General features: G+C 69.0%; 25 protein-coding genes and 2 tRNA genes. 8 read left to right on the forward strand and 19 right to left on the reverse strand.

Annotated features, from left to right (window positions below):
• Positions 1-20: 20 nt before the first annotated feature.
• Entirely contained in the window at positions 21-2,639 is a 2,619-nt protein-coding gene (valS, locus tag Q9R19_RS07460; protein ID WP_311255680.1) for a valine--tRNA ligase, read from the forward strand.
• A gap of 2 nt (positions 2,640-2,641) precedes the next feature.
• Positions 2,642-2,875 carry a hypothetical protein gene (locus Q9R19_RS07465; protein ID WP_311255681.1) on the forward strand — a complete coding sequence of 78 codons (234 nt, stop codon included), beginning with the start codon at positions 2,642-2,644 and terminating at the stop codon, positions 2,873-2,875.
• A 17-nt stretch (positions 2,876-2,892) separates the two neighbouring features.
• Here the strand turns inward: Q9R19_RS07465 and Q9R19_RS07470 are convergent, their stop codons facing one another.
• The 4 genes from Q9R19_RS07470 to tdh all read right to left on the reverse strand — a co-directional run bounded on the left by Q9R19_RS07470 (position 2,893) and on the right by tdh (position 6,117).
• A complete protein-coding gene (locus tag Q9R19_RS07470) occupies positions 2,893-3,114 on the reverse strand; it encodes a hypothetical protein (RefSeq protein ID WP_311255682.1) in 222 nt (73 codons plus the stop codon).
• On the reverse strand, positions 3,111-3,725 hold the full coding sequence (locus Q9R19_RS07475) for a helix-turn-helix domain-containing protein (protein WP_311255683.1): 615 nt from the start codon (positions 3,723-3,725) through the stop codon (positions 3,111-3,113). Before Q9R19_RS07475 ends, Q9R19_RS07470 begins: the two co-directional genes overlap by 4 nt.
• A 160-nt stretch (positions 3,726-3,885) precedes the next feature.
• Positions 3,886-5,064, reverse strand: a complete 1,179-nt coding sequence (locus Q9R19_RS07480) for a glycine C-acetyltransferase (RefSeq protein ID WP_311255684.1) — start codon at positions 5,062-5,064, stop codon at positions 3,886-3,888.
• Positions 5,065-5,073: 9 nt separating this feature from the next.
• Positions 5,074-6,117 carry an L-threonine 3-dehydrogenase gene (gene tdh, locus Q9R19_RS07485; RefSeq protein WP_311255685.1) on the reverse strand — a complete coding sequence of 348 codons (1,044 nt, stop codon included), beginning with the start codon at positions 6,115-6,117 and terminating at the stop codon, positions 5,074-5,076.
• 87 nt (positions 6,118-6,204) lie between these two features.
• On the opposite strand from tdh, the gene Q9R19_RS07490 reads away from it, so the two are divergent.
• Complete coding sequence (locus tag Q9R19_RS07490) at positions 6,205-7,131, forward strand: LysR family transcriptional regulator (protein ID WP_311255686.1); 927 nt, start codon at positions 6,205-6,207, stop codon at positions 7,129-7,131.
• 9 nt (positions 7,132-7,140) lie between these two features.
• Entirely contained in the window at positions 7,141-9,192 is a 2,052-nt protein-coding gene (locus Q9R19_RS07495; protein ID WP_311255687.1) for a M3 family metallopeptidase, read from the forward strand.
• A 10-nt stretch (positions 9,193-9,202) separates the two neighbouring features.
• Here Q9R19_RS07495 and clpX read toward each other — a convergent pair whose 3' ends face one another.
• The 10 genes from clpX to Q9R19_RS07545 all read right to left on the reverse strand — a co-directional run bounded on the left by clpX (position 9,203) and on the right by Q9R19_RS07545 (position 18,560).
• Positions 9,203-10,471: an ATP-dependent Clp protease ATP-binding subunit ClpX gene (gene clpX, locus Q9R19_RS07500; RefSeq protein ID WP_311255688.1), complete on the reverse strand. Its 1,269-nt coding sequence runs from the start codon at positions 10,469-10,471 to the stop codon at positions 9,203-9,205.
• A gap of 150 nt (positions 10,472-10,621) precedes the next feature.
• The gene (locus Q9R19_RS07505; protein WP_311255896.1) at positions 10,622-11,485 is read right to left on the reverse strand and encodes an aldehyde dehydrogenase family protein; all 864 of its coding nucleotides are present in this window, start codon (positions 11,483-11,485) and stop codon (positions 10,622-10,624) included.
• 17 nt (positions 11,486-11,502) lie between these two features.
• Positions 11,503-12,945, reverse strand: a complete 1,443-nt coding sequence (locus tag Q9R19_RS07510) for an aldehyde dehydrogenase family protein (protein WP_311255689.1) — start codon at positions 12,943-12,945, stop codon at positions 11,503-11,505.
• A gap of 49 nt (positions 12,946-12,994) precedes the next feature.
• Positions 12,995-13,996 (reverse strand): deoxyribose-phosphate aldolase, encoded by a 1,002-nt coding sequence (gene deoC, locus Q9R19_RS07515; RefSeq protein WP_311255690.1) that lies wholly within the window; start codon positions 13,994-13,996, stop codon positions 12,995-12,997.
• Entirely contained in the window at positions 13,993-14,928 is a 936-nt protein-coding gene (locus Q9R19_RS07520; protein ID WP_311255691.1) for a sugar-binding domain-containing protein, read from the reverse strand. The genes deoC and Q9R19_RS07520 overlap by 4 nt, the downstream gene beginning before the upstream one ends.
• A 158-nt stretch (positions 14,929-15,086) precedes the next feature.
• Positions 15,087-15,728, reverse strand: a complete 642-nt coding sequence (locus Q9R19_RS07525; RefSeq protein ID WP_292698172.1) for an ATP-dependent Clp protease proteolytic subunit — start codon at positions 15,726-15,728, stop codon at positions 15,087-15,089.
• Between the two features lie 15 nt (positions 15,729-15,743).
• Positions 15,744-16,382 carry an ATP-dependent Clp protease proteolytic subunit gene (locus Q9R19_RS07530; RefSeq protein ID WP_311255692.1) on the reverse strand — a complete coding sequence of 213 codons (639 nt, stop codon included), beginning with the start codon at positions 16,380-16,382 and terminating at the stop codon, positions 15,744-15,746.
• A gap of 40 nt (positions 16,383-16,422) precedes the next feature.
• Positions 16,423-16,926 (reverse strand): tetratricopeptide repeat protein, encoded by a 504-nt coding sequence (locus Q9R19_RS07535; protein ID WP_311255694.1) that lies wholly within the window; start codon positions 16,924-16,926, stop codon positions 16,423-16,425.
• Positions 16,927-17,008: 82 nt separating this feature from the next.
• Complete coding sequence (tig, locus tag Q9R19_RS07540; protein ID WP_311255695.1) at positions 17,009-18,424, reverse strand: trigger factor; 1,416 nt, start codon at positions 18,422-18,424, stop codon at positions 17,009-17,011.
• A 59-nt stretch (positions 18,425-18,483) separates the two neighbouring features.
• Positions 18,484-18,560, reverse strand: a tRNA-Pro gene (locus Q9R19_RS07545).
• A 106-nt stretch (positions 18,561-18,666) separates the two neighbouring features.
• Between Q9R19_RS07545 and Q9R19_RS07550 the strand changes: the two genes are divergently transcribed.
• From Q9R19_RS07550 to Q9R19_RS07565, 4 genes are all read left to right on the forward strand, one after another.
• Positions 18,667-18,740: transfer RNA gene (locus Q9R19_RS07550), tRNA-Gly, on the forward strand.
• 330 nt (positions 18,741-19,070) lie between these two features.
• Positions 19,071-19,397 carry a hypothetical protein gene (locus Q9R19_RS07555; RefSeq protein ID WP_311255696.1) on the forward strand — a complete coding sequence of 109 codons (327 nt, stop codon included), beginning with the start codon at positions 19,071-19,073 and terminating at the stop codon, positions 19,395-19,397.
• Positions 19,363-19,659, forward strand: a complete 297-nt coding sequence (locus tag Q9R19_RS07560; protein ID WP_311255697.1) for a hypothetical protein — start codon at positions 19,363-19,365, stop codon at positions 19,657-19,659. The genes Q9R19_RS07555 and Q9R19_RS07560 overlap by 35 nt, the downstream gene beginning before the upstream one ends.
• A gap of 4 nt (positions 19,660-19,663) precedes the next feature.
• On the forward strand, positions 19,664-21,379 hold the full coding sequence (locus Q9R19_RS07565; RefSeq protein WP_311255698.1) for a hypothetical protein: 1,716 nt from the start codon (positions 19,664-19,666) through the stop codon (positions 21,377-21,379).
• Positions 21,380-21,439: 60 nt separating this feature from the next.
• Here the strand turns inward: Q9R19_RS07565 and Q9R19_RS07570 are convergent, their stop codons facing one another.
• From Q9R19_RS07570 to gap, 5 genes are all read right to left on the reverse strand, one after another.
• The gene (locus Q9R19_RS07570) at positions 21,440-21,796 is read right to left on the reverse strand and encodes an RNA polymerase-binding protein RbpA (protein WP_311255699.1); all 357 of its coding nucleotides are present in this window, start codon (positions 21,794-21,796) and stop codon (positions 21,440-21,442) included.
• A complete protein-coding gene (secG, locus tag Q9R19_RS07575) occupies positions 21,796-22,044 on the reverse strand; it encodes a preprotein translocase subunit SecG (protein WP_311255700.1) in 249 nt (82 codons plus the stop codon). Before secG ends, Q9R19_RS07570 begins: the two co-directional genes overlap by 1 nt.
• Before the next feature lie 83 nt (positions 22,045-22,127).
• Positions 22,128-22,919, reverse strand: a complete 792-nt coding sequence (gene tpiA, locus Q9R19_RS07580; protein ID WP_311255701.1) for a triose-phosphate isomerase — start codon at positions 22,917-22,919, stop codon at positions 22,128-22,130.
• A complete protein-coding gene (locus tag Q9R19_RS07585) occupies positions 22,910-24,124 on the reverse strand; it encodes a phosphoglycerate kinase (protein ID WP_311255702.1) in 1,215 nt (404 codons plus the stop codon). Before Q9R19_RS07585 ends, tpiA begins: the two co-directional genes overlap by 10 nt.
• Positions 24,125-24,134: 10 nt before the next feature.
• On the reverse strand, positions 24,135-25,145 hold the full coding sequence (gene gap / locus Q9R19_RS07590; RefSeq protein WP_311255703.1) for a type I glyceraldehyde-3-phosphate dehydrogenase: 1,011 nt from the start codon (positions 25,143-25,145) through the stop codon (positions 24,135-24,137).
• Positions 25,146-25,199: the final 54 nt, after the last annotated feature.

The following is a 25,199-nucleotide window of genomic DNA, read 5'->3' on the forward strand; positions in this document are numbered from 1 at the left end:
CATCGCTCAAGGAGACCCTCATGGCCGCGTCCGCATCGAACCAGATCCCCGACAAGCCCGCCCTCGAAGGTCTCGAGGCGAAGTGGGGTGAGCGCTGGTCCGAGCAGGGAACCTTCCTGTTCGATCGCGCCGGCGCCACGGCATCCGGTCGCAGCGGCGTCTACTCGATCGACACGCCCCCGCCCACGGCATCCGGCAGCCTGCACATCGGCCACGTGTTCTCGTACACGCACACCGACATCAAGGCGCGATTCGAGCGCATGCGCGGCAAGAAGGTGTTCTACCCGATGGGCTGGGACGACAACGGCCTGCCCACCGAGCGCCGCGTGCAGAACTACTACGGCGTGCGCTGCGATCCCTCGCTCCCCTACGACCCCGACTTCACGCCTCCCTACGAGGGCGGCGACAACAAGTCCTCGCGCGCGGCCGACCAGCAGCCGATCAGCCGCCGCAACTTCATCGAGCTGTGCGAGAAGCTCACCATCGAGGACGAGAAGCAGTTCGAGGCGCTGTTCCGCCAGCTCGGCCTGAGCGTCGACTGGACGCAGACCTACCGCACCATCTCGGACGACACGATCCGGCAGAGCCAGCTCGCGTTCCTGCGCGGACTGGAGCGCGGCGAGGCGTACCAGTCCCTCGCGCCGACGCTGTGGGACATCGACTTCCGCTCCGCGATCGCACAGGCCGAGCTCGAGGATCGCGATCAGCAGGCCGCGTACCACCGGCTGGCCTTCCACAGGAGCGACGGCTCGGGCGACATCCACATCGAGACCACCCGGCCCGAGCTGCTCGCCGCCTGCGTGGCCCTGGTCGCGCACCCCGACGACGAGCGCTATCAGCCGTACTTCGGATCGACGGTGCGCACCCCGCTGTTCGACGTCGAGGTGCCCGTGCTCGCGCACCATCTCGCCCAGCCCGACAAGGGCTCCGGCATCGCCATGATCTGCACCTTCGGCGACGTGACCGACATCGTCTGGTGGCGCGAGCTCGACCTGCCCAACCGCACGATCATCGGCAAGGACGGCCGCGTGCTGGCCGATGCCCCCGAGGTGATCGAATCGGGTGCCGGGCGGGCGGCGTACGCGCAGCTGGCGGGCAAGACCGTGTTCAGCGCGCGCAAGACGATCGTCGAGCTGCTGGGCGAATCCGGCGAGCTCGTCGAGGTGGGCAAGCCCTTCAACCATGCCGTGAAGTTCTTCGAGAAGGGCGACCGCCCGCTGGAGATCGTCTCGACCCGCCAGTGGTACCTGCGCAACGGCGCCCGCGACGAGCAGCTGCGCGACGAGCTGCTGGAGAACGGCCGCAGGATGGCCTGGCATCCCGACTTCATGCGCGTGCGCTACGAGAACTGGGTGGGCGGCCTGACCGGTGACTGGCTGATCTCGCGGCAGCGCTTCTTCGGCGTGCCCATCCCGGTGTGGTACGCCCTGGACGAGAACGGCGAGCGCGACTACGACCGCGTGCTCACCCCTGCGCTGGACGCCCTGCCGATCGACCCGACCAGCGACGTGCCGGCCGGGTACACCGAGGAGCAGCGCGGCGTGCCCGGCGGCTTCGACGCCGAGCAGGACATCTTCGACACCTGGGCGACCTCATCGCTCACCCCGCAGCTGGCCGGCGGGTGGCAGCGCGACGAGGAGCTGTGGAACCTGGTGTCTCCGTTCGACCTGCGGCCGCAGGGTCAGGACATCATCCGCACCTGGCTGTTCTCGACCATGCTGCGCTCCACGCTCGAGGACCAGCGCGCGCCATGGGGCAACGCGGCGATCTCCGGCTTCATCGTCGACCCCGACCGCAAGAAGATGTCCAAGTCCAAGGGCAACGTGGTGACCCCGGCCGACATCCTGGACAAGCACGGCTCGGACGCCGTGCGCTACTGGTCGGCCTCCAGCCGGCTGGGCATGGATGCCGCGTTCGATCCGCAGAACCCCACGCAGGTGAAGATCGGCCGGCGGCTCGCGATCAAGATCCTCAACGCGGCGAAGTTCGTGCTCTCGTTCCCCGTGCCCGAGGATGCGCAGATCACGCACGCTCTGGACGCGTCGATGCTCGCGACCCTCGACCAGGTGGTGCGCGAGGCGACCGCGGCGTACGAGAGTTACGACCAGGCCAAGGCGCTGGAGGTGACCGAGGCGTTCTTCTGGGCGTTCTGCGATGACTACCTCGAGCTCGTGAAGGAGCGCGCCTACGACCGCACCGACGTGGGCCAGGCGTCCGCCGCGCTCGCGCTGCGACTGGCGCTGTCGACGCTGCTGCGCCTGCTCGCGCCGATCGTGTCGTTCGCGACGGAGGAGGCGTGGAGCTGGTTCGAGGAGGGCTCGGTGCACACCGCCGAGTGGCCGGCTCCTGGGTCCCTGAGCTCCCCCGCTGGGTCCCTGAGCTCGTCGAAGGGCGACACGGCGGTGCTCGCCGCCGCCAGCGAGGCGCTGATCGGCATCCGCCGCGCCAAGACCGAGGCGAAGGCCTCGCAGAAGACCCCGGTCGCGACCGCGACCATCGCGGCTCCGGCCGCGAAGATCGAGGCGCTGCGCGCAGCCGCCGATGATCTGCGCGCGGTCGGCAGGATCGCGGAGCTGAACTTCGCCGATGCCGACGAACTGACCGTGACCGCCATCGAGCTCGCGCCGGCGGAGGCCTGATCATGCAGCTCGGAACGCGCTGGGCGGCGGGGGCGGAGCCGCCGGCATCCGTCCCCGCGGCACTGCGCTCCGCCATCGCCGAGGTGGAGAGCCGCCTTGCCGGGTCTCTGACCCCCTCGAAGGACCACTGGACGCTCACCTGGCTGGAGGGCCGCCCGCTGGCAGAGCTCGACGCCGGCTGGGAGGTGCTGCTCACGGCATCCGGCGACGTGATCGCGCGCCCCTTCGAGGACTGATCCTCGGGCCGAACGCGTCAACGGCGCGGCCGCGAGCCCAGCGACAGCAGCGCGACATCGAGCGCGCGCGGGTCGTGCCTGCGCGCCTGCTGCTCGCGCAGCAGGTCCAGAGCGATCTCACGGCGCTGCGTGCGCTGCTCGCGCCGGTGCGCGATGTAGGCGGTCAGGGCGTCGACGACCTTCAGCAGCAGGCGCTCGAAGCGGGTCGGGGACGCGAGGTGGAGCGTTGCAGCGGTCATGATTCCTCCTGTGCGGAATGGTGGCGATCGGGCCCATCGACCAGATCGAAGATCTCGGCGCGCATCGACACCCGGCGCGTTCCCGGCATGTCCTCCTGACCGTGGAAGCGCTCGGCCGCGGAGTCGAGCACTTCTTGAAGCTGGTCCCGCACCGAGGCCATCTGCTCGGGCGTGAGGTCCAGCCGCGCGGTGAGCACGAGGCCAAGGTCGCGCCACTCGGCGGGCTGATCGGCCTTCGGGCGGTTCAGGTACTCCATCAGGGAGTCGTTGCGCAGTCGGAAGAACTCCGACATCACGACCTGCGACGCCGCTCGGGACGCCGGCGTGGGCATCTCGTCGGGTCCGGGAAGGTCGACACTGCCCTTGGGAAGCTCCCACCAGCGCTCACGCCCCGTGCCGCGTCCGACCACCTCGTGGATCAGGTCGTGCGAGGCGAGAGCACGCAGGTGGTAGCTGGTCGCTCCCGAGGTCTCCCCGATGAGTGCGGCCAGCGTGCTCGCCGTCTGGGGCCCGCGCTCTCCGAGCAGGTTGTAGATGCGCACCCGCAGCGGGTGCGCCAGCGCCTTGAGGGCGCCTGCATCGAGAACGCGGTCCGGCTTCCTGTCGGTCATACATGCAAAGATACCCTTGCAAAGTTTTCTTTGCAAGACTTTCTTTGCAAAGATTGTTCTGCATCCCTGGGTGCGATGAGAAGTCTGTGTCGTCTTCCCCGGCAGGGGACTCGGCGAGGGGGAGGTGCTGGGGGAGGTGGGATGTCTGACCGGACTCTGCTCAGTCCACGGCCGACCGCGCGGCGACGAACGCCGCCACGCAGCGCTCCACCTGCTCCGGTGTGTGCGCCGCCGACAGCTGCACGCGGATGCGCGCCTGTCCCCGTGGCACGACGGGGAAGCTGAACGCGGTGACGTACACGCCGTGGGCCTGCATGGCCGCCGCGATCTCGGCGGTCTGGGCGGCATCCCCGAACATCACCGGCACGATCGGGTGCTCCCCCGGCAGCAGGTCGAACCCCTCCTCGGTCATCCTGCTGCGGAACAGCGCGGCGTTCTCGCGCAGCCGGGCGCGCAGATCCGCCGAGCCCTCGACCAGGTCCAGCGCGGTGAGGGTTCCCGCGACGATCGCAGGGGCCAGCGTGTTCGAGAACAGGTACGGCCGGGAGCGCTGGCGCAGCAGGGCGACGATCTCCCGGTGCGAGGCGACGTAGCCGCCGGATGCCCCGCCGAGCGCTTTCCCGAAGGTTCCGGTGTAGATGTCCACGCGATCGGAGACCCCGCACAGCTCGGGCGTGCCGCGCCCGTGCTCGCCGATGAAGCCGACCGCGTGCGAATCGTCGACGAACACCAGAGCGTCATAACGCTCGGCCAGGTCGCAGATCTCGGGGAGCTTGGCGATGTAGCCGTCCATCGAGAACACGCCGTCGGTGACGATGACGCGGAAGCGGGCATCCGCGGCATCCTTCAGCTGCTGCTCCAGATCGGCCATGTCGCTGTTGCGGTAGCGCAGCCGGCGCGCCTTCGAGAGCCGGATGCCGTCGATGATCGACGCGTGGTTCAGCTCGTCCGAGATGATCGCGTCCTCCGCAGAGAACAGGGTCTCGAACACGCCCCCGTTCGCGTCGAAGCACGACGAGTACAGGATCGCGTCGTCGGTGCCGAGGAAGGCCGCCAGCCGCCGCTCCAGCTCGAGGTGCTGCTCCTGCGTGCCGCAGATGAAGCGCACGCTGGCCATCCCGTAACCCCACTCGTCGAGCGCGCTCTTCGCGGCATCCACGATGCGAGGGTCGTCGGCGAGGCCGAGGTAGTTGTTGGCGCAGAAGTTGAGCACCTCGGTGCCGTCGGCGGTGATCTCGGCGTTCTGCGGTCCGCGGATGCCGCGTTCGCGCTTGGTGAGCCCCGCCTCGTCGATGCCGGCGAGCTCGGCGGCCACGTGGTCCTGGAAAGTCGTGTACATCTCGGTTCCTTACAGCTCGGTCCAGTCGAGGATGATCTTGCCGGTGGCCGCCGACTGCGCGGCGGCGAAGCCCCGCTGCCACTCGCGTGCCGGGATGACCTCGGCGACGACGCGCGTGATCGCGTCGCGCAGCGCGGTGCTGGTCTGCAGCATCGCGCCCATCGCGTTCCAGGTCTCGAACATCTCGCGGCCGTAGATGCCCTTGATCGTGAGCATGTGCGTCACCAGCTTGCCCCAGTCGATGTCGAACCCGGCGCTGGGAAGCCCCAGCATGGCGATCCGGCCGCCGTGGTTCATGTTGTCGATCATGGCGGGCAGTGCGCTCGGGGCGCCGCTCATCTCGAAGCCGATGTCGAACCCTTCCCGCATGCCGAGCGCCGTCTGCGCGTCGCGAATCTCCTGCTTCGACACGTCGATGGCCCGGTCGGCGCCCATGCTCAGCGCCATCTGCAGGCGGGGACCGCTGACGTCGGTGGCCGTGATGAAGCGGGCGCCGGCGTGCCGCGCGACCGCGATCGACATGAGTCCGATCGGCCCACAGCCGGTCACCAGCACGTCCTCACCGACCAGCGGGTAGGTCAGCGCCGTGTGCACCGCATTGCCGAGCGGATCGAAGATCGCACCGACCTCCGGGCTCACCTCGTCGTGGTGCACCCAGACGTTGGTCGCGGGCAGGCTCACATACTCGGCGAAGGCGCCGTCGCGCTGCACGCCGAGACCGACGGTGCGGATGCACATGTGGCGCCGGCCTGCGCGGCAGTTGCGGCAGGTTCCGCAGACGATGTGCCCCTCGCCGGAGACGCGGTCCCCGACCGCGATGTCATGCACGAGCGGCCCGACCTCCACCACCTCGCCGTAGAACTCGTGTCCGGGGATGAGCGGCGCGACGACGGCGGATGCCGCCCAGTCGTCCCAGCGGAGGATGTGCAGGTCCGTGCCGCAGATGCCGGTGCGCAGCACCCGGATCACGACGTCGTCAGGACCGGCGACCGGGTCGGGACGATCGACGAGTTCGAGTCCTGCTGCGGGCTCGCGTGCGAACAGCGCCTTCATGCTTCGATCCGACCGCATCCGACCCTGTAGAGCAACCGACTCCTACTGCAATGTCTGTTCAGAGATCCTTAATCGTAGAATCCTGTTGTGGAACTCCATCAGCTGCAGATCCTGCGGGAACTCGGCGCGCTGGGCAGCGTGACGGCCGTGGCCGAAGCGATGCGCGTGACCCCCTCCGCCGTCTCCCAGCAGCTGGCCGCACTGCAGCGCGGATTCCGCACGCCCCTCACTCGCAAGCAGGGACGCACGCTGGTGCTCACCGCCGCCGGCGAAGTGCTCGCGACAGCCGGGGCCGACGTGATCGATGCGATGGCGGCAGCTCGCAGCGCGCTGGAGGACTTCGAGCACGACGCGGCAGGCGCGGTCACGGTCAGCGGCTTCCACAGCGCGGGTCAGGCACTGTTCGGATCGCTGGTGCGCGAGGTGGGCGGCGCGGAATCGGCACCCACCGTGCACCTGACCGACGAGGACGTCGCCCAGAGCGAGTTCCCCGCTCTCACGGCGCAGTACGACCTGGTGCTCGCGCATCGGATGGAGCATTCGGCGCCGTGGCCCTCCACAGGCATCCGCAGCCTCACACTCGTGCGCGAGCCGCTCGACGTCGCCGTGGCGGCCTCGCACCCGCTCGCGTCGCGACGTTCGCTCTCCCCCACCGATGTCGCCGGCGAGCGCTGGGTGACCAGCCGGATCGGCTACTCGCCTGACGACGTGCTGCGGGCGATCGCGGCCGTGACCAACCGGCCCGTGCAGGTGCAGCATCGCATCAACGACTACGGCGCGGTCGCAGCGGTGGTCGCGGCCGGTCGGGTGATCGGGATGCTGCCGCGGTACACCTCTCGGACGATCGATGATGATGAGATCGTCCGGCTGCCGCTACGTGGCGTGAACACGCTGCGCTCGGTCGATGTGCTGGCGCGGCCCGAGAATCTGCGACGCAGCTCCGTGCAGGTGGTGATCGAGGCGCTGCAGCGGGTGATGGCGAGGCTCACGACCGCGGATCCCGCCACGCCCTAGGCTCGAGGGATGACCGAGGCCACGAACCCGCTCCTCTCCCCGTCCACGCTCCCCTACGGGATGCCCGATTATGCGGCGATCCTTCCCGAGCACTATCTGCCGGCGTTCCGTCAGGCGTTCGAGGAGCAGCTGCACGAGGTGCGCGCGATCACGGTGGTGCGCTCGATGCCGACGTTCGAGAACACGATCGAGGCGCTGGAGCGCTCGGGGGAGCTGCTCGAGCGTATCGCGCACGCGTTCTACACGGTGAGCTCCGCCGACGCGACGCCCGAGATCCAGGCGATCGACGAGGAGCTCGCGCCGCTGATGGCAGCGCACGAGGACGCGATCCGACTGGACTCACAGCTGTACTGGCGGGTGTCGCAGCTGCACTCGCAGCTGGACGAGCTGGAGCTGGATGCCGAGCAGCGCTACCTCGTGCATCGGCACTTCCGGGAGATGACCCACGCCGGCGCTGCCCTCGACGACGAGGCGAAGACACGGCTCACCGAGCTGAACAAGCGCCTGTCCACCCTCAGCACCGCGTTCGAGAGGAACCTGCTGAACGACACGAACGACCTCGCGGTGCTGTTCGATGACGCGTCCGAGCTCGACGGGCTCACCTCCGGAGAGCTGAGCGCGACCGCGCGGGCGGCATCCGACCGGGGCGAGGACGGGAGGCTCCTGGTGGGCCTGCCGCTGTTCAGCGGCCACCCGTACCTGGCATCCCTGACCGTGCGCGAGAGCCGCCGCCGCATCCTGGAGGCGTCCCTGTCGCGCGGTTCGCGCGGCAACGCGAACGACAACGGCTCGGTGCTCACCGAGATCGTGCGACTGCGCGCCGAGCGCGCCGCCCTGCTCGGCTATCCATCGCACGCCGCCTACGTCACAGCCGATGAGACGGCAGGCTCGCCGGAGGCGGTGGAGCGGATGCTGCGCGATCTGGCCGCGCCGGCCGCACGCAACGCCGCCCGTGAGGCGGAGGCCCTGCAGGAGATCATCGACGCCACCGAGACGGAGCCATTCGCGCTCCAGGCGCACGACTGGGCCTTCTACACCGAGAAGGTCCGCCAGGCTCGCTACGACATCGACACGGCGGCGCTGCGTCCTTGGTTCGAGGCCGAGCGCGTGCTGCGCGACGGGGTGTTCTTCGCGGCCTCGCAGCTCTACGGCGTGACGTTCACGGAGCGCGAGGACCTGGTCGCGTACCACCCGGGCGCGCGGGTGTTCGAGGTGCACGACGCCGACGGATCGGCAGTGGGCCTGTACGTGCTCGATCTGTACACCCGCGACTCCAAGCGCGGCGGTGCGTGGATGAACCCGATCGTGAGCCAGTCCGCGCTGCGCGGCACGCTGCCCGTGGTGGTCAACAACCTCAACGTCGCCCAGCCCGGCGACGGCGAGCCGACCCTGCTCACCCTCGACGAGGTCACCACGCTGTTCCACGAGTTCGGGCACGCGCTGCACGGGCTGTTCGCGCGGGTGACCTACCCGCACTTCGCCGGCACCAACGTGTTCCGCGACTTCGTCGAGTTCCCCAGCCAGGTCAACGAGATGTGGATCCTGTGGAGCGAGGTGCTCGACAACTACGCCCGTCACTTCGAGACGGGTGAGGCGCTGGATGCCGCGATCGTGGAGCGACTGCGCGCGACGGAGACCTTCGACCAGGGCCACGCGACCAGTGAGTACCTGGCCGCGGCGTGGCTGGACCAGGCGTGGCACAGCGTGGCGCCGGGAGCTGCGGTGGATGATGTCGCTGCGTTCGAGGCCTCCGCCCTGTCGGAGATCGGTCTGCTGAACCCGCTGGTGCCGACCCGCTACTCGTCCACGTACTTCGCGCACGTCTTCTCCGGCGGCTACAGCGCCGGCTACTACTCGTACATCTGGAGCGAGGTGCTCGACGCGGACACCGTCGAGTGGTTCCGCTCCAACGGCGGACTCACCCGCGAGAACGGTGAGCGGTTCCGGCAGCGCCTGCTGGGCGTCGGAGGTTCGAAGGATCCGCTGGAGGCGTATCGGGACTTCCGCGGCCGTGATGCCGAGATCGCCCCGCTGCTGAAGCGACGCGGCCTGGACGGCTGAGGGGTGCGCGTCAGGCGCTCTTGCGCTTGCGCGACATGACCACGGTCGGCGCGGCGCCGTCCTCGACGGCGGCCTTCGTGACCACGACCTTCGTCACCTCCTCGGCGGAGGGGATCTCGAACATGATGGGGCCGAGCACGTCCTCCAGGATCGCACGCAGGCCTCGGGCGCCGGTCTTGCGCAGCACGGCCAGGTCGGCGATCGCGCGCAGCGCGTCGTCCTCGAATTCCAGCTTGACGCCGTCGATCTCGAACATCCGCTGGTACTGCTTGACCAGCGCGTTGCGCGGGCCGGTGAGGATGTCGATCAGGGCGTCCTGATCCAGCGGCGACACCGAGGTGACGACGGGCAGGCGACCGATGAACTCGGGGATCAGGCCGAACTTGTGCAGGTCCTCGGGGAGCACCTCGCTGAACAGGTCGAGGTCCTTGCCCTTGTCGTGCAGCGGGGCGCCGAAGCCGACGCCGTGCTTGCCCACCCGGGCCGAGATGATGTCCTCCAGCCCGGCGAACGCGCCGGCGACGATGAACAGCACGTTCGTCGTGTCGATCTGCAGGAACTCCTGGTGCGGGTGCTTGCGGCCGCCCTGCGGAGGAACGGATGCCACGGTGCCCTCGAGGATCTTCAGCAGCGCCTGCTGCACGCCCTCACCCGAGACGTCGCGCGTGATCGACGGGTTCTCGGCCTTGCGGGCGATCTTGTCGATCTCGTCGATGTAGATGATGCCGGTCTCGGCGCGCTTGACGTCGTAGTCGGCGGCCTGCAGCAGCTTGAGAAGGATGTTCTCGACGTCCTCGCCGACGTAGCCGGCCTCGGTGAGGGCGGTGGCGTCGGCGACCGCGAAGGGCACGTTCAGTCGCTTGGCGAGGGTCTGCGCGAGGTAGGTCTTGCCGCAGCCGGTCGGGCCGAGCATGAGGATGTTGCTCTTGGCGACCTCGACCTCTTCGGCCTTCTGCTCGGCGGTCTGCAGTGTGCCGCGGGCGCGCACGCGCTTGTAGTGGTTGTAGACGGCGACCGCGAGCGAGCGCTTCGCGAGATCCTGCCCGACGACGTACTCCTCGAGGAAGGAGAAGATCTCGCGGGGCTTGGGCAGCTCGAAGTCGGCGACCGGACCGTTGCCGGCCTCGGCCATCCGCTCCTCGATGATCTCGTTGCACAGCTCGACGCACTCGTCGCAGATGTACACGCCAGGACCGGCGATCAGCTGCTGCACCTGCTTCTGGCTCTTTCCGCAGAATGAGCATTTGAACAGGTCGGCGCTCTCACCGATGCGTGCCATGCGCGTCCTCCTCGAAGCCGTGGATCGGGCGGGGGCCCGATGCCGTCAATCGAGCCTAACCGCCCTCACCGACACCGCGGCGCATTGCCACGCGCGCCAAGGACCTGATCCGCTGTGAGCGGAAGCGGCTCTTCAGCGCTTGATCCGCCGTCAGATCATGCTCTTGGTGTGCCACACCGTCTTCGTCTCGGTGAACGCGGTGATGCGGTCGAGGCTCTGCTCGACCGCTCCGTTCGAACCGACACCGGGGCGCAGCACGCGCTTGAGCGTGTCGGCGGCGGCGATCTCCAGGTCCACCCAGTCCAGGTCTCCCGCACCCGCGAGATCGATGGCGTTGACGTCGGCGTGCGAGGCGAGCCACGGCGTGATCTCCGCAGGCGAGCCGGTCAGCACGTTCACGACGCCCCCGGGCACGTCGCTGGTGGCGAGCACCTCGGCCAGGCTGATCGCCGACAGCGGGAAGCGCTCGCTCGCGATCGCGATCACCGTGTTGCCGGTGACCAGCGCCGGGGCGATGACCGAGACCAGGCCGAGCAGCGCGGAGTCCTGAGGTGCGACGATCGCCACCACGCCTGTGGGCTCGGGCACCGAGATGTTGAAGTAGGGACCTGCGACCGGGTTGGCGTTGCCGCCCACCTGCGCGTATTTGTCGCACCAGCCGGCGTACCAGACCCACAGGTCCACAGCGGCATCCACCTGGGCGCCCGCCACAGCCGCGGAGACACCCTCCTGATCGACGATCTCGTCGACGAACTGGGCGCGGCGGCCCTCCAGGATCTCCGCGACCCGGTACAGCACCTGTCCGCGGTTGTATGCGGTGGCGCCCGACCAGCCCTTCACCGCGCCGCGCGCGGCGACCACGGCATCCCTGGCATCCTTGCGAGACGCCTTGGCGGCGTTGGCGAGGAAGGCGCCCTTGGCCGAGAGCACCTCGTAGGTGCGCCCGGACTCGCTGCGCGGGAACGCCCCGCCGATCGCGAGCTTGTAGGTCTTCGGAACCCGGAGCCGGTTGATTTCGGTGGGTCGCCTGCTCATGCCGATGCTCCCTTGAGATAAGCGGTCAGGCCGTGACGGCCGCCCTCACGGCCGTAGCCGGATTCCTTGTAGCCGCCGAACGGGCTCGACGGGTCGAAGCGGTTGAAGGTGTTCGCCCACACGACGCCCGCACGCAGCCGGTCGGCGACGGCCAGGATGCGGGATCCCTTGTCGCTCCAGATGCCGGCCGACAGACCGTACGGGGTGTTGTTGGCCTTGGCGATCGCCTCGGCGGGCGTGCGGAAGTTCAGCACCGACAGCACCGGACCGAAGATCTCGTCGCGGGCGATGCGGCTGGACGCCTCGACACCGGTGAAGATCGTCGGCGCGAACCAGAACCCCTTCTCCGGGATGGCGCAGTCCGCGCTCCAGCGCTCCGCGCCCTCGGCCTCGCCGATGTCGCTGAGCTCGCGGATGCGGGCCAGCTGGGCTGCCGAGTTGATGGCGCCGATGTCGGTGTTCTTGTCGAGCGGGTCGCCCAGCCGCAGGGTCGACAGGCGGTGCTTGAGACGGTCGACGACCTCGTCGTGGATCGACTCCTGCACCAGCAACCGGCTGCCGGCGCAGCACACGTGCCCCTGGTTGAAGAAGATGCCGTTCACGATGCCCTCGACGGCCTGGTCGATGGGCGCGTCGTCGAACACGATGTTCGCGGCCTTGCCGCCCAGCTCGAGCGTGACGCGCTTGTCGGTGCCCGCGATCGCCTTCGCGATGTCACGGCCGACGCCGGTGGATCCGGTGAACGCGACCTTGTCCACGTCGGGGTGACGCACCAGCGCGGCGCCGGGGGCGCCGGCGCCCGTGATGATGTTCACGACGCCTGCGGGAAGGTCTGCCTGCTGCAGGATCTCGGCGAAGATCAGAGCGGTCAGCGGCGTGGTCTCGGCGGGCTTCAGCACCACCGTGTTGCCGGCGGCGAGGGCCGGGGCGAGCTTCCAGGCGAGCATCAGCAGCGGGAAGTTCCACGGGATGATCTGGCCGGCGACGCCCAGCGCCCTCGGGTTCGCTCCCAGACCGGCGTAGTCGAGCTTGTCCGCCCAGCCGGCGTAGTAGAAGAACCAGGCGGCGACCAGCGGCACGTCCACGTCGCGGCTCTCCTTGATCGGCTTGCCGTTGTCCAGGCTCTCGGCGACCGCCAGCTCACGGGCGCGCTCCTGGACGAGGCGTGCGATGCGGAACAGGTACTTGCCGCGGTCGCGGCCGCTCATCTTCGACCACACCTTGTCGTGGGCGCGGCGGGCCGCGGCGACGGCACGGTCGACGTCGTCATCGGAGGCCGAGGCGATCTCGGCGATGCGGCTCTCGTCGGCGGGCGAGATGGTGTGGAAGGACGGGCCCGAGCCGTCGACGAACTCGCCGTCGATGAACAGCCCGTAGCTGTCCTTGAGCTTCAGGATCGCCTTGGACTCAGGCGCGGGAGCGTATTCCAGGAATGACATATCTGATCCTCTGGTCACTGATGTCTGGGTTGCTGAGCCTGTCGAAGCATCAGTCGATGGTCACGTAGTCGGCACCGGAGTAGTGACCGGTGGTGAGCTTCTGGCGCTGCAGCAGCACGTCGTTCAGCAGGCTCGACGCGCCGAAGCGGAACAGGTGCGGCTGCAGCCAGTCCTCGCCGGCGATCTCGGCGACCGTCACGAGGTACTTGATGGCGTCCTTGGACGAGCGGATGCCGCCGGCCGGCTTCACGCCGATCCTCTCCCCCGTCGCCCGGTACCAGTCGCGCACGGTCTCGAGCATGAGCAGCGTGGTCGGCAGGGTGGCCGCCGGCTGCACCTTGCCGGTGGACGTCTTGATGAAGTCGCCTCCCGCCATTATCGACAGCCAGGACGCGCGCTTGATGTTGTCGTAGGTGTTCAGCTCGCCGGTCTCCATGATGACCTTCAGCGACGCGTGGCTGCCGTCCTCGCGGCGGCATGCCTCCTTCACGCGGGCGATCTGGTCGAACACGAGCCCGTAGCGTCCCTCCAGGAACGCGCCGCGGTCGATCACCATGTCGATCTCGTCGGCGCCGGCGGCCACGGCAACCGCGGTGTCCGCCAGCTTGACCTCGAGCGAGGCGCGTCCGGATGGGAACGCCGTCGCGACGGCGGCGACCGCGATGCGGCCGTCGTCGGGATCGCCGTGCAGGTCGCCGAGCGCCTCGACCGCGTGGCCGACCATGTCGCCGTACACGCAGACCGCCGCGACGCGCGGGGTGCTCGGATCGGAGGCATCCGGGGTCTTCGCCTTCGCGACCAGCGAGCGCACCTTGCCCGCGGTGTCGGCGCCCTCGAGGGTGGTGAGGTCGATCAGCGAGATGATCCTGTCGAGCGCCCACGCCTTCGAGGTGGTCTTGATCGAGCGGGTGCCGAGGCCGGCGGCGCGCTGCTCCAGGCCCACGGCGTCCACGCCGGGCAGTCCGTGCAGGAAGCGACGCAGGGTCGCGTCGTCGGGCTCACCGCCCAGTACGTCGACCGCCGCGCGGCGGGCGAGCTCTGTGGTCGTCATATCTCCTCCAAGAGTGCAAGGGCAGTGGATTCGTCGGTCACCAGGATGCTGCACAGCCCGTTGCTGACGACTGTACGCGCGATGTCGTGCTTGGCGGCGCCTGCGGTGACGAAGACGGCGCGGGACGCGGATCGCAGCCGATCGAGGCCGACGCCGACCGTTCGGGCATCCAGCTGCGGGTCGACGATGTTCCCGTCGGCGTCGATGTAGCGGCCCAGCAGGTCACCCACGGCTCCGCGACGAGCGAGCTCGGCGATGTCGTCGGCGGACAGGTACCCGTTCTCGACGTGAGCGGATGCCGGGTCGCACGGTCCCGCGGTGAACAGGAAAGTGTTCGCATTCGCGGCCTGCTCCAGGATCGCCGCCACGGTGCGGTCGGCCTCGATGGCCTGCTTGGTCTCGACGCGCTCCAGGATCGCCGGGCTGGGCAGCAGCACCGCCTGCCCCTCGCCGCGCTGGGCGATGGTGACGGCGACGGACGCCGCACCGCCGGAGCGCCGGCTGAGGCTCACTCCCCCGTTGGCCTGCACGACGGTGACACCGTGCGCCCAGCCCGAGGGCAGCGCGTCGGCGACGGCGGTGAGGGTGCGGCCCCAGCTGACCGCGAGGGCGCGCGGCACGGGCCGCAGCGCCGCGAGCATGTCCGCTGCCGCGCGGGCGACCCGCTCCAGCGCGGCGCCGGCCTCTTCGGCTGTCGGCACGACGACGGCATCCTTCAGTCCGAACCGCTCGACGAGCGCGCGCTCGGCGCCGAGCCTGCGGGCGCGCGGGTGCACGATCTCGATGCGCACGATGCCGCGCTCGCGGGCCTGCACGAGCAGCCGCCCGACCTTCCAGCGCGAGATCCCGAGGAGGGCGCCGATCTCGTCCTGCGTCCTGTTCTCGTCGTACGAGAGCTCGGCCACGCGCACCATGAGCAGTTCGTCGTCCACGGCATCCTCCTTCCGCGTTCCAGCTTAGGAGCAGACCGACGCACGCGCATGGCTCTGCTCAGATGAGCAGAGATGCTGTGCGCAGGTGCGCATCCGTTGCCGGACACGCGAAAGGGCGGCCCGGCGTGATGCCGGACCGCCCTTCTGCGATGACGCGCTCAGCCGCGCTTGCGCGAGGTGAGCACCTGGTCGACGATGCCGTACTCCTTGGCCTGCTCGGCCGAGAGGATGTTGTCGCGATCGATGTCGCGGTTCACCTTGGCGACGTCCTGGCCGGTGTGCTTGGCCATGGTCTCCTCGAGCCAGGTGCGCATGCGCAGGATCTCCGCGGCCTGGATCTCGATGTCGGATGCCTGGCCCTGACCGGCCTCGCCCATCGCCGGCTGGTGCATGAGCACGCGCGCGTTGGGCAGGGCGAGCCGCTTGCCGGGAGCGCCGGCGGCCAGCAGCACCGATGCGGCGGATGCCGCCTGGCCGAGCACCACGGTCTGGATCTGCGGCGCCACGTACTGCATGGTGTCGTAGATCGCCGTCATGGCCGTGAACGAGCCGCCGGGCGAGTTGATGTACATCGTGATGTCGCGCTCGGAATCCTGACTCTCCAGGACGAGCAGCTGCGCCATCACGTCGTCGGCGGAAGCGTCGTCGACCTGCACGCCGAGGAAGATCACACGGTCCTCGAACAGCTTGTTGTACGGGTCCTGGCGCTTGAAGCCGTAGGCCGTGCGCTCCTCGAACTGCGGCAGCACGTAGCGGCTGGAGGGAAGGTTGCCCGCGGCGCGGAAGGTGGGGGTGTACATGTGTGTCGTCCTGCCTTACTTGTCCGCGCCGGTTCCGCCACCGCCGTGCACGTCACTGGCGTGCTCGCGGATGTGGTCGACGAATCCGTACTCGAGTGCCTCGTCGGCGGTGAACCAGCGGTCGCGGTCACCGTCCTCGTTGATCTGCTCGACGCTCTTGCCGGTCTGGCCCGCGGTGATCTCAGCGAGGCGCTGCTTCATCGAGAGGATGAGCTGCGCCTGCGTCTGGATATCGCTGGCCGTTCCGCCGAAGCCGCCGTGCGGCTGATGCAGCAGCACGCGAGCGTTCGGGGTGATGTAGCGCTTGCCCTTGGTGCCGCTGGTCAGCAGCAGCTGGCCCATCGACGCGGCCATGCCGATGCCGACGGTGACGATGTCGTTCGGCACGAACTGCATGGTGTCGTAGATGGCCATGCCCGCGGTGATCGAGCCGCCGGGCGAGTTGATGTAGAGATAGATGTCCTTCTCGGCATCCTCGGCGGCGAGAAGGAGGATCTTCGCGCAGATCTCGTTCGCGTTCTCATCGCGCACCTCAGAGCCCAGCCAGATGATGCGATCCTTCAGCAGCTTGTCGAAGACGCTTGTCGCCATCAGGGGTTCAGCCATGTCAGCTCCTGTTTCCGTGTTTCGGTGATTCGAATCTACCGGCGACAACGCGGGCGTCCGGCCGTGTTCGCCCTGAGCACAGAGCGTGTCACTCGCCGCGCGGGTTCACCAGCTCCGCCGCGTATCCGGTGACCGAGCGCGTGTACCGGGTCAGGTGCGGCGCGAGTGCACCCAGAGCGATGGATGCCGCGCGCATGGCGTCGCCGGAGGACGCCAGCGCAAGGGCGTAGAACGCCGCTGCCTCGTCGGCCATCTCTCCCCCGCGGGTCGCGACGTACTCGTCGCCGAGCAGGTCCAGCGCCTCGTCGATCTTGCCGAGGTTGCGGATGGTGCTGGCGAGCTGGATCACCGCTCGCGTGCGGCGCACCGGATCGAGACCCGCCTCGAGCGCCGCCCGGTACAGCGGCTCGGCCTCCAGCTCGCGGCCGGCGCTGTCGCGGGCGCCGGCGCACTCGAACAGAGCGATCGGATGCTCCCGGCCGAGCTCCCCTGCCAGCTCATCGATCGGATCGACGCGGGCGTCGTCATCGAGGCCGCCGTCCTGCCACACGGCATCCACCCGGCGCTGCCAGTCGTCACTCACGTCGGTCATGTCTTCCCCTGAGACGGAGAAGGCGGATGCCGCAGCATCCGCCTTCTCTCTGAATCGATCGACCCTCGGAGTCGATCGGCGATCACTCGGCCGTCTCGGCCTCGTCCTTCTTCGCGGCTGCCTTCTTCGCGGCTGCCTTCTTCGCGGGAGCCTTCTTGGCGGCCGGCTTCTTGGCGGCCGGCTTCTCTTCCGCGGCGGCCTCCTCGGCCTCGGCCTCGTCGACGTCGCCGATGAACTCGGACAGATCGACCGGCTTGCCGTTGCTGTCGACGACCTTGACCTTGCCCAGCACCGAGGCGAGCGCCTTGTTGCGCGCGATCTCGCCGACGAGCGCCGGGAGCTGGCCGGCGCCCTGCAGCGCCTCGACGAACTCCTGCGGAGCCATGCCGTACTGCGCGGCGGACTGCACGATGTACTGGCTCAGCTCCTCCTGCGAGACCTGCACGTCGGCGCCCTCGGCGATGGTGTCCAGCAGCACCTGCGTGCGGAACTGCTTCTCGCTGGCCTCGGTCACCTCGGCGCGGTGCTCGTCGTCCTCGAGACGGTTCTCGTTCTCGAGGTGGTTGTGCACCTCGTCCTCGATCAGCTGCGGGGGAACCGGGATCTCGACCTTCTCGAGCAGTACGTCGAGCAGCTGGTCGCGAGCGGCGGCACCCTGCGTGAAGACCCCCTGCTGGCCGACGCGCTCGGCCAGGCTGTCACGCAGCTCGCCGATCGTGTCGAACTCGGATGCCATCTGAGCGAAGTCGTCGTCGGCTTCGGGGAGCTCGCGCTCCTTGACCGCCTTGACGGTCACCGAGACCTCGGCCTCCTCGCCGGCGTGGTCGCCGCCGACGAGCTTGGAGCGGAAGGTGGTCTGCTCACCGGCGGTGAGCGACTCGATCGCCTCGTCGATTCCCTCGAGCAGCTCGCCCGATCCGACCTCGTAGGAGACGCCGTCGGCGCGGTCGATCTCGGTGTCGTCGATCGTGGCGATCAGGTCGAGCTCGACGAAGTCGCCCTTCGCGGCGGGGCGGTCGACGGGGATCAGCGTGCCGAAGCGCGCGCGCAGGCCGTCGAGCTCGGCGTCGATGGCGGCGTCGTCGGTCTCGACGGCGTCGACGGTGAGGGTGATGTCCTCGAAGGACGGGACCTCGATCTCGGGGCGCACGTCGACCTCGACGTCGACGAGCAGGTCGCCGGAGAAGTCCTTCTCGTTCGGCCACTGCGTGATGTCCGCCGACGGACGACCCACGATGCGCACGTTGTGCTCGGTGGCGGCCTCGCGGAAGAACTTGTCCAGGCCCTCGTTGACCGCGTGCTCGATGACGGCACCGCGGCCGATGCGCTGGTCGATGATCGGCGCGGGGACCTTCCCCTTGCGGAAGCCGGGGATCTGCACGTCCTGAGCGATGTGCTCGTACGCGTGCTGGATGCTGGGCTTGAGGTCGTCAGGGGTGACCGTGATGCTGAGCTTGACCCGGGTCGGGGAGAGCTTCTCGACGGTGCTGTTGGCCATACTGGTGTGTTCTCCTTGTGGTTTCCGCGCGGAACGCGCGGTCATGAAGTCTGATGCCGTGGTCGGGGCGACAGGATTTGAACCTGCGACCTCCCGCTCCCAAAGCGGGCGCTCTACCAAGCTGAGCTACGCCCCGGCTTGAACCCGCGCGCACGGGAACGGCCCCCACGAGTCTAACGGACGGGAGCACTCCCGACGTCCGCTATGCTTTACGAGGTGCTTCGCCGCGTGCGGCACCGAGCGGGGATGTAGCTTAATGGTAAAGCCTTAGTCTTCCAAACTAATGACGCGGGTTCGATTCCCGTCATCCCCTCCATCACGACTCTCCTCCGGTGACCAGGACTCACTTCCGGAAACCCCGGCTGTCACTACGCTGACGCCAAGCGTGCTACCCACACGCGATCGAGAGGGGAATCTCATGAATCGTCCATCCACCGCATCCCTGCACCGCCGCAGGGTCTACGCCGTGCTCGCCGGCGGACTCGTCCTGGGAGTGGGCGCCGCCGTCACGCTCGCCGCCTGAAACGACTCCGAGTGGGCGAAGTCCACCTTCACAGCCGGATCCTTCGTCTTCCAGGGCTCCGACGATGGCACGACGTTCGACGATCACGCATCCGAGGCCGGTGCTGCCGACCTGGCGTTCACCGTGAACCCGACCAACCTCGCCCCCGGCGACGTCGTGTACGCCCAGTACGCCCTGAAGCTCACGGGTTCGGCGGACGCCGATCTCTCGCAGACGGTCGCCATCGCCGCCGGCAGCACGCTCACCGCCGACGAGGTCGCGTTCGACGCCGTGCAGACCGCGACGCTCGGATGCGACGCGGATGCCTTCGACGCGGGCAGCGCGGTGCCCACCTCCATACCCCGGGGTCACGAAGGCCGCCTGGATCCAGCTGAAGACGTCCGGAACGCTGGGCGGCACGATCACGCTCTCGGGCGTGACCGCCCCCGCATCCGGAGCGGCGAACGTTGATCTGCGGGATGCACTCAGGTCGGTGGTCGTGCAGGTCGACGATCCCAGCCTCTGCACCCCCTCGACCACCAGCACGACCATGTCGCCGTCGCCGTTGCTGCCAGGACCGACAACGACTCAGCTGCCACCCGCCACACTGCAGGGCGGCGGCGCGAGCACCGTGACGTACTGCGTGATCGTGACGCTGCCGGTCGATGCACCCTCCACAGCCCAGGGCGGCGTCGTCACGCCCACCTGGACGTTCACCGGGACGACGGGGTGATCACGTGAGCGCGGCGGGAACGAGCATCCGGCGCGTCGGCCGCGCGCTGCGCGAGACGCTGCTCACTCTCGCCGCCGCCGGCGGGGTGATCTGCATCGTGCTCACGATCCTCGCCTTCACCGGCGGCTTCTCACTGATGATGTTCAGGACCGGCTCGATGTCGCCGACGATCCCGGCGGGGTCGGTGGCGCTGGTGCAGCGGATTCCGGCATCCGGGATCGAGATCGGCGACGTGGTGACGGTGGATCGCGCCGGCATGCTGCCGATCACCCATCGCGTCACCAGCGTCTCCGCCGGGCCCTCGCCGGACGCGCGCACGATCACGATGAAGGGCGACGCGAACGAGGTGGCGGATCCGGAGCCGTACACGATCACCGAGGGACGCATCGTGCGCGGATCCGTGCCGAACCTGGCGTACGTGATCGTCTGGTTCGGGAATCCGTGGGTGCTCGGCGCCCTCACCATCGCCGCCGCGCTGCTGGTGTCGTGGGCGTTCTGGCCGCGCGAGGGCCGCAGCGGACCGGATGCCGAGCCGGAGACGCAGGAGACTGCGGATGCCGTGGAGGATGCGGCGGACGAAGAGCCCACCACGCGAGCCGAGCTCCGGCGGCGCCGCACGGCGGGCGTGCTCGCGATCGGTCTTCTCGTGGGGGCGGCGGGCGCACTGACGCCGGCTCCGCCGGCATCCGCCGCGGGCATCCTGAGCATCCGCTCCAGCCTGCAGGACGGGGCGACGTACCATCTCGACGCGCACACGCCGTTCTTCTGGGACCTCGACGTGGACGCCTCCGCCGCTCCCGACGATGGCGAGCTCACCGTCGAGCTGTCCGGCGAGGCGCCGGCGGAGATGCAGGTCGTCGCCGAGGTGCGGGGATGCCGGGCGGCGTGGACCGAGCAGGGCTGCCCCGCGGGCGAGCAGGTGCTGCGGACAGCGGACGCGCTGAGGATGGATGGCACCGCCACCCTGGTGCAGCGGCGGCCGACGCCGAGCATCGCCCATCTGCGCATCGCCCTCACGGCGGCCGTCGACGGCGTGCCCTCCGCCACGGCGACGTTCGGCGTGCATGCGCTGGCCGAGCAGGATGCCGCGCAGCAGCAGATCGGCGCAGATGCGGGTCTCGCGCGCACCGGCGGGGCATCGCAGGCGTTCCTCGCCGCGCCCGCCGCCGTGCTCATGGGCCTCGGCATCGCGTTCATCGCGCAGGCACCGCCGGAGGGCGGCACGATGAGGCATCGGATGCTGGCGGCCGGAGTCGGCGTGCTGTGCGTCACAGCCGCACTGATCGGGCCCGCGCATCCCGTGCCGACGGAGGGGGCGTGGGCGTCGGGTCAGGTCGCGAAGACGGCGATCTCAGCGGCGCAGCTCACCGCCCCGACGATCACCTCATGCACCGTCAGCACGGTCTCGGTCCTCGGAATCGGATTGGTCTTCAAGGACGTCACCGTCAAATGGAAGTCTCCGTATGAGACGTCGAACCAGCGCGTCTACTTCGGCACGGCTCTCGGCACGAAGGCGCCGACGCGCACCGGGCCCGTTGAGGGCGTCTACACCTACTCGGTGACCTACGACTCTGATCTGCTCAGGTCGCTCGTCAGCAACCTCCTGGGCTCCTCGACCCCCATCAGGGTGCAAGCCCAGTACGGTGCCGACTGGGTGTCGCCGGCAGCGACGAAGACTCTGAAGATCGCCCTGCTCGGACTCAGCCCCAGCTGCACGTGAGCCCGCACAGCACTGATCCCCAGGGCGGATGCCCCGGGGATCAGTCGATTCGGTCTGCTGTCAGCCCTGGCCGCGGCGCTCGCGCAGCTGGGTGAGAGCATCCTCGAGAAGCTGTGCGGCCTCTTCGTCGGTGCGGCGCTCCTTCACGTACGCGAGATGCGTCTTGTAGGGCTCCGCCTTCGCCAGCGCGGGCGGGTTCTGCTGGTCGCGTCCGGCGGGCAGACCCGAGTGCGGGTGGTCGATCGTCTCGGGGATCTCCTCCTCGGGGAGCCCCGCCGCGAAGTAGCGCACCGTCTCGTTGCCGAGGCCGTCCCAGTACGAGACCGCGATGCGGTCGGCGTGGTAGCCGTGATCCTGCTCGCCCATCGGGCCGGATCCGACGCGCGTGCCCCGGATCGCGTTTCCGCCGGTCGCCATCAGATCACCGAGAACTTCGTGATCAGGCCGAGCGCGACGATCGCCACGAACCAGACCAGCGCGAGGATCACGGTGAACCGGTTGAGGTTGCGCTCCGCGAGGCCGGACGAGCCGACGGCCGCGGACATGCCACCGCCGAACATGTCGGACAGGCCGCCACCGCGGCCCTTGTGCAGCAGGATGAGGAGTGTCAGCAGAACGCTGCTGATACCCAGCAGCACCTGCAGCACGAACTCGAGAACAAGCACGAGATTGAAGCCTTTCGCCAGGGCCGGAAACGACCCGCCTAGCAGTCGATTATAGGACGAGGCGCCGAGGCGCCCCGTCCGACTCACACGCCGACGTGCTTCTGGAAGCGCACGATCGCCGCGAACTCGTCCACGACCAGGCTCGCTCCGCCCACCAGGGCGCCGTCGACATCGGGCTCGCGCATGAAGCTCGCGATGTTTCCGGACTTCACCGAGCCGCCGTACAGCACGCGGGTCCGCGCGGCGGCATCCTCGTCCAGCGCCTTCGCGAGCACGCCGCGAAGAGCGGCGCAGACATCCTGCGCCTGCTGCGGCGTCGCCGCCTGGCCGGAACCGATCGCCCAGACCGGCTCGTAGGCGACCACGATGTCGGCGGACGCGGGCACGCCCTCGAGCGCCTTCTCGAGCTGCCCGGCAGGGACCGCACTCGCGCCGAACCTCTCCAGGTCCTCCGCGGTCTCGCCGACGCAGATCACCGGCACGAGCCCGTGCTTGAGCGCGGCCTTGACCTTCGCCGCCACCACGTCGTCGTCCTCGCGGTGGTACTCGCGGCGCTCGGAGTGGCCGATGATCACGTAGCCCACGCCCAGCTTCGAGAGGAACGCACCCGACACCTCACCGGTGTAGGCACCCGAGTCGTGCGCCGACAGGTCCTGAGCACCGAGCGCGAACGGGATCCGGTCCGCATCGATCAGCGTCTGCACCGAACGGATGTCGGTGAACGGCGGGAACACGGCCACCTCGACGGAGTCGTTCTCGTGACCGGCGTCCTTGAGAGTCCAGTGCAGCTTCTGCACCGTGGCGACCGCCTGCAGGTGGTCGAGATTCATCTTCCAGTTCCCCGCGATCAGCGGGGTGCGGGTCGTCACTGCCATCCGAGGACCTCCAGTCCGGGTAGTCTCTTGCCCTCGAGGAATTCGAGGCTGGCGCCGCCACCGGTCGAGATGTGGCCGAACTGGTCGTCGGCGAAGCCCAGCTGGCGCACGGCGGCCGCCGAGTCCCCGCCGCCGACCACGCCGAGGCCGTCGACCTCGGTGAGCGCCTGCGCGACCGCACGCGTGCCGGCCGCGAACGCCGGGAACTCGAACACGCCCATCGGGCCGTTCCAGAACACCGTCTTCGAGTCCCGGATCGCCGCCGCGAAGCGCTCGGCCGTGTCCGGCCCGATGTCCAGGCCGATGCCCGAGGCGCCGAACGAGCTCTGCTCGATGGCATCCGCGGCGACGGTCTCGTGCTCGGCATCCGCCGCGAACCCGGAGGCGACCACGACATCCGTCGGGAGCACCAGCTCGACGCCTCGCTCCTTCGCCTCGGCGATGTATCCGCGAACCGTGTCGAGCTGGTCCTTCTCGAGCAGGCTGGATGCCACGGCGTGGCCCTCCGCAGCCAGGAAGGTGAACAGCATCCCGCCGCCGACCAGCAGACGGTCCACCCGCGGCAGCAGGTGCGAGATGACACCGAGCTTGTCACTGACCTTCGAGCCGCCGAGGACGACCGTGTACGGACGCTCCGGGTTCTCGGTCAGACGATCGAGCACGTCGAGCTCGGTGGCGATCAGCAGGCCGGCCGCGGACGGCAGCAGCTGAGCCAGGTCGTACACGCTGGCCTGCTTGCGGTGCACGACGCCGAACCCGTCCGAGACGAGGGCATCGCCGAGAGCGGCGAGCTCGCCCGCGAAGGCCTGACGCGTCGCGTCGTCCTTGGAGGTCTCGCCCGGATTGAATCGCAGGTTCTCCAGCACGACGACGCCGCCGTCGGTGAGCGAGGCGACCGCGTCGCGGGCGGACTCCCCCACCGTGTCGCGCGCGAACGCGACCGGGTTGCCGAGCAGCTCGGAGAGCCGCTGCGCGACCGGTTCGAGGCTGTACTGCGGGTCGGGCGCGCCGTCGGGGCGACCGAGGTGCGAGCACACGATCACCCGCGCGCCGGCGTTGATCAGGGCGTTCAGGGTCGGCAGCGAGGCGCGAACACGACCATCGTCCGTTATGACCCCGTCCCGCAGCGGGACGTTGAGGTCACAACGGACGATGACGCGCTTGCCCTCGAGGGAACCGAGCGATTCCAGGGTGCGCAGAGTCATGTGTACGAGCTTAGAGGCGCTCGGCGACGTACTCGGTCAGGTCGACGAGGCGGTTGGAGTAACCCCACTCGTTGTCGTACCAGCTCGACACCTTGACCAGGTTGCCGCTGACGTTGGTCAGCTCGGAGTCGAAGATCGAGGAGTGCGGGTTGAGCTGGATGTCGCTGGAGACGATCGGGTCCTCGGTGTACTGCAGGATGCCCTGCAGTCGTCCGTCAGCGGCAGCGGCGCGGTACGCGGCGTTGATCTCGTCGACGGTCAGGTCGTCGCGCTCGGCGATGATCGTCAGGTCGACGATGGAACCGGTGGGAACCGGCACGCGGTACGAGGATCCGCTGAGCTTGCCGTTCAGCTCGGGCAGCACCAGGCCGATCGCCTTGGCCGCACCGGTCGAGGCCGGCACGATGTTGATCGCCGCGGCACGGGCGCGACGCAGGTCGCTGTGCGGACCGTCCTGCAGGTTCTGGTCGGCCGTGTAGGCGTGCGCGGTCATCATGAAGCCGCGCTCGATGCCGAACGTGTCGTTGAAGACCTTCGCCAGCGGCGCCAGGCAGTTGGTGGTGCACGACGCGTTCGAGATGACGTTCATCGTGGCGGGGTCGTAGGCGTCCTCGTTCACGCCGACCACGAAGGTGCCGTCCACGTCGGTGCCGGGAGCCGAGATGATGACCTTCTTGGCGCCGCCGGCGATGTGCTTGGAGGCGTCGGCCGCCTTCGTGAAGCGCCCGGTCGACTCGATGACGATGTCCACGCCCAGCTCGCCCCACGGCAGAGCCGCAGGGTCGCGCTCGGCGAAGACCTTGATCGCCTTGCCGCCGACGGTGATGACGTCGCCCTCGTGCGAGACCTCGACGCCCAGCGGGCCGCCGACGGAGTCGTACTTCAGCAGATGCGCCAGCGCGGCGTTGTCCGTGAGGTCGTTGACCGCGACGATCTCGAGGTCAGCGTTCTGTGCGAGTGCTGCGCGAAGGAAGTTTCGCCCGATACGACCGAAGCCGTTGATACCGATCTTGACAGACACGAAAGTCTCCTGGTTCTTAAGAGGGTTTCCTGCGGGTTACGCGGACAACGGCGT

The sequence above is a fragment of the Microbacterium sp. ARD32 genome (genome assembly GCF_031844385.1).
In the GTDB taxonomy this organism is placed as follows: domain Bacteria; phylum Actinomycetota; class Actinomycetes; order Actinomycetales; family Microbacteriaceae; genus Microbacterium.

Bases quoted from the DNA above. Each gene is read 5' to 3' on its own strand.
- valS (WP_311255680.1), top strand. From the start codon at position 21: ATGGCCGCGTCCGCATCGAACCAGATCCCCGACAAGCCCGCCCTCGAA.
- Q9R19_RS07465 (WP_311255681.1), top strand. From the start codon at position 2,642: ATGCAGCTCGGAACGCGCTGGGCGGCGGGGGCGGAGCCGCCGGCATCC.
- Q9R19_RS07470 (WP_311255682.1), bottom strand. From the start codon at position 3,114: ATGACCGCTGCAACGCTCCACCTCGCGTCCCCGACCCGCTTCGAGCGC.
- Q9R19_RS07475 (WP_311255683.1), bottom strand. From the start codon at position 3,725: ATGACCGACAGGAAGCCGGACCGCGTTCTCGATGCAGGCGCCCTCAAG.
- Q9R19_RS07480 (WP_311255684.1), bottom strand. From the start codon at position 5,064: ATGTACACGACTTTCCAGGACCACGTGGCCGCCGAGCTCGCCGGCATC.
- tdh (WP_311255685.1), bottom strand. From the start codon at position 6,117: ATGAAGGCGCTGTTCGCACGCGAGCCCGCAGCAGGACTCGAACTCGTC.
- Q9R19_RS07495 (WP_311255687.1), top strand. From the start codon at position 7,141: ATGACCGAGGCCACGAACCCGCTCCTCTCCCCGTCCACGCTCCCCTAC.
- clpX (WP_311255688.1), bottom strand. From the start codon at position 10,471: ATGGCACGCATCGGTGAGAGCGCCGACCTGTTCAAATGCTCATTCTGC.
- Q9R19_RS07510 (WP_311255689.1), bottom strand. From the start codon at position 12,945: ATGTCATTCCTGGAATACGCTCCCGCGCCTGAGTCCAAGGCGATCCTG.
- deoC (WP_311255690.1), bottom strand. From the start codon at position 13,996: ATGACGACCACAGAGCTCGCCCGCCGCGCGGCGGTCGACGTACTGGGC.
- Q9R19_RS07525 (WP_292698172.1), bottom strand. From the start codon at position 15,728: ATGTACACCCCCACCTTCCGCGCCGCGGGCAACCTTCCCTCCAGCCGC.
- Q9R19_RS07535 (WP_311255694.1), bottom strand. From the start codon at position 16,926: ATGACCGACGTGAGTGACGACTGGCAGCGCCGGGTGGATGCCGTGTGG.
- tig (WP_311255695.1), bottom strand. From the start codon at position 18,424: ATGGCCAACAGCACCGTCGAGAAGCTCTCCCCGACCCGGGTCAAGCTC.
- Q9R19_RS07570 (WP_311255699.1), bottom strand. From the start codon at position 21,796: ATGGCGACCGGCGGAAACGCGATCCGGGGCACGCGCGTCGGATCCGGC.
- tpiA (WP_311255701.1), bottom strand. From the start codon at position 22,919: ATGGCAGTGACGACCCGCACCCCGCTGATCGCGGGGAACTGGAAGATG.
- Q9R19_RS07585 (WP_311255702.1), bottom strand. From the start codon at position 24,124: ATGACTCTGCGCACCCTGGAATCGCTCGGTTCCCTCGAGGGCAAGCGC.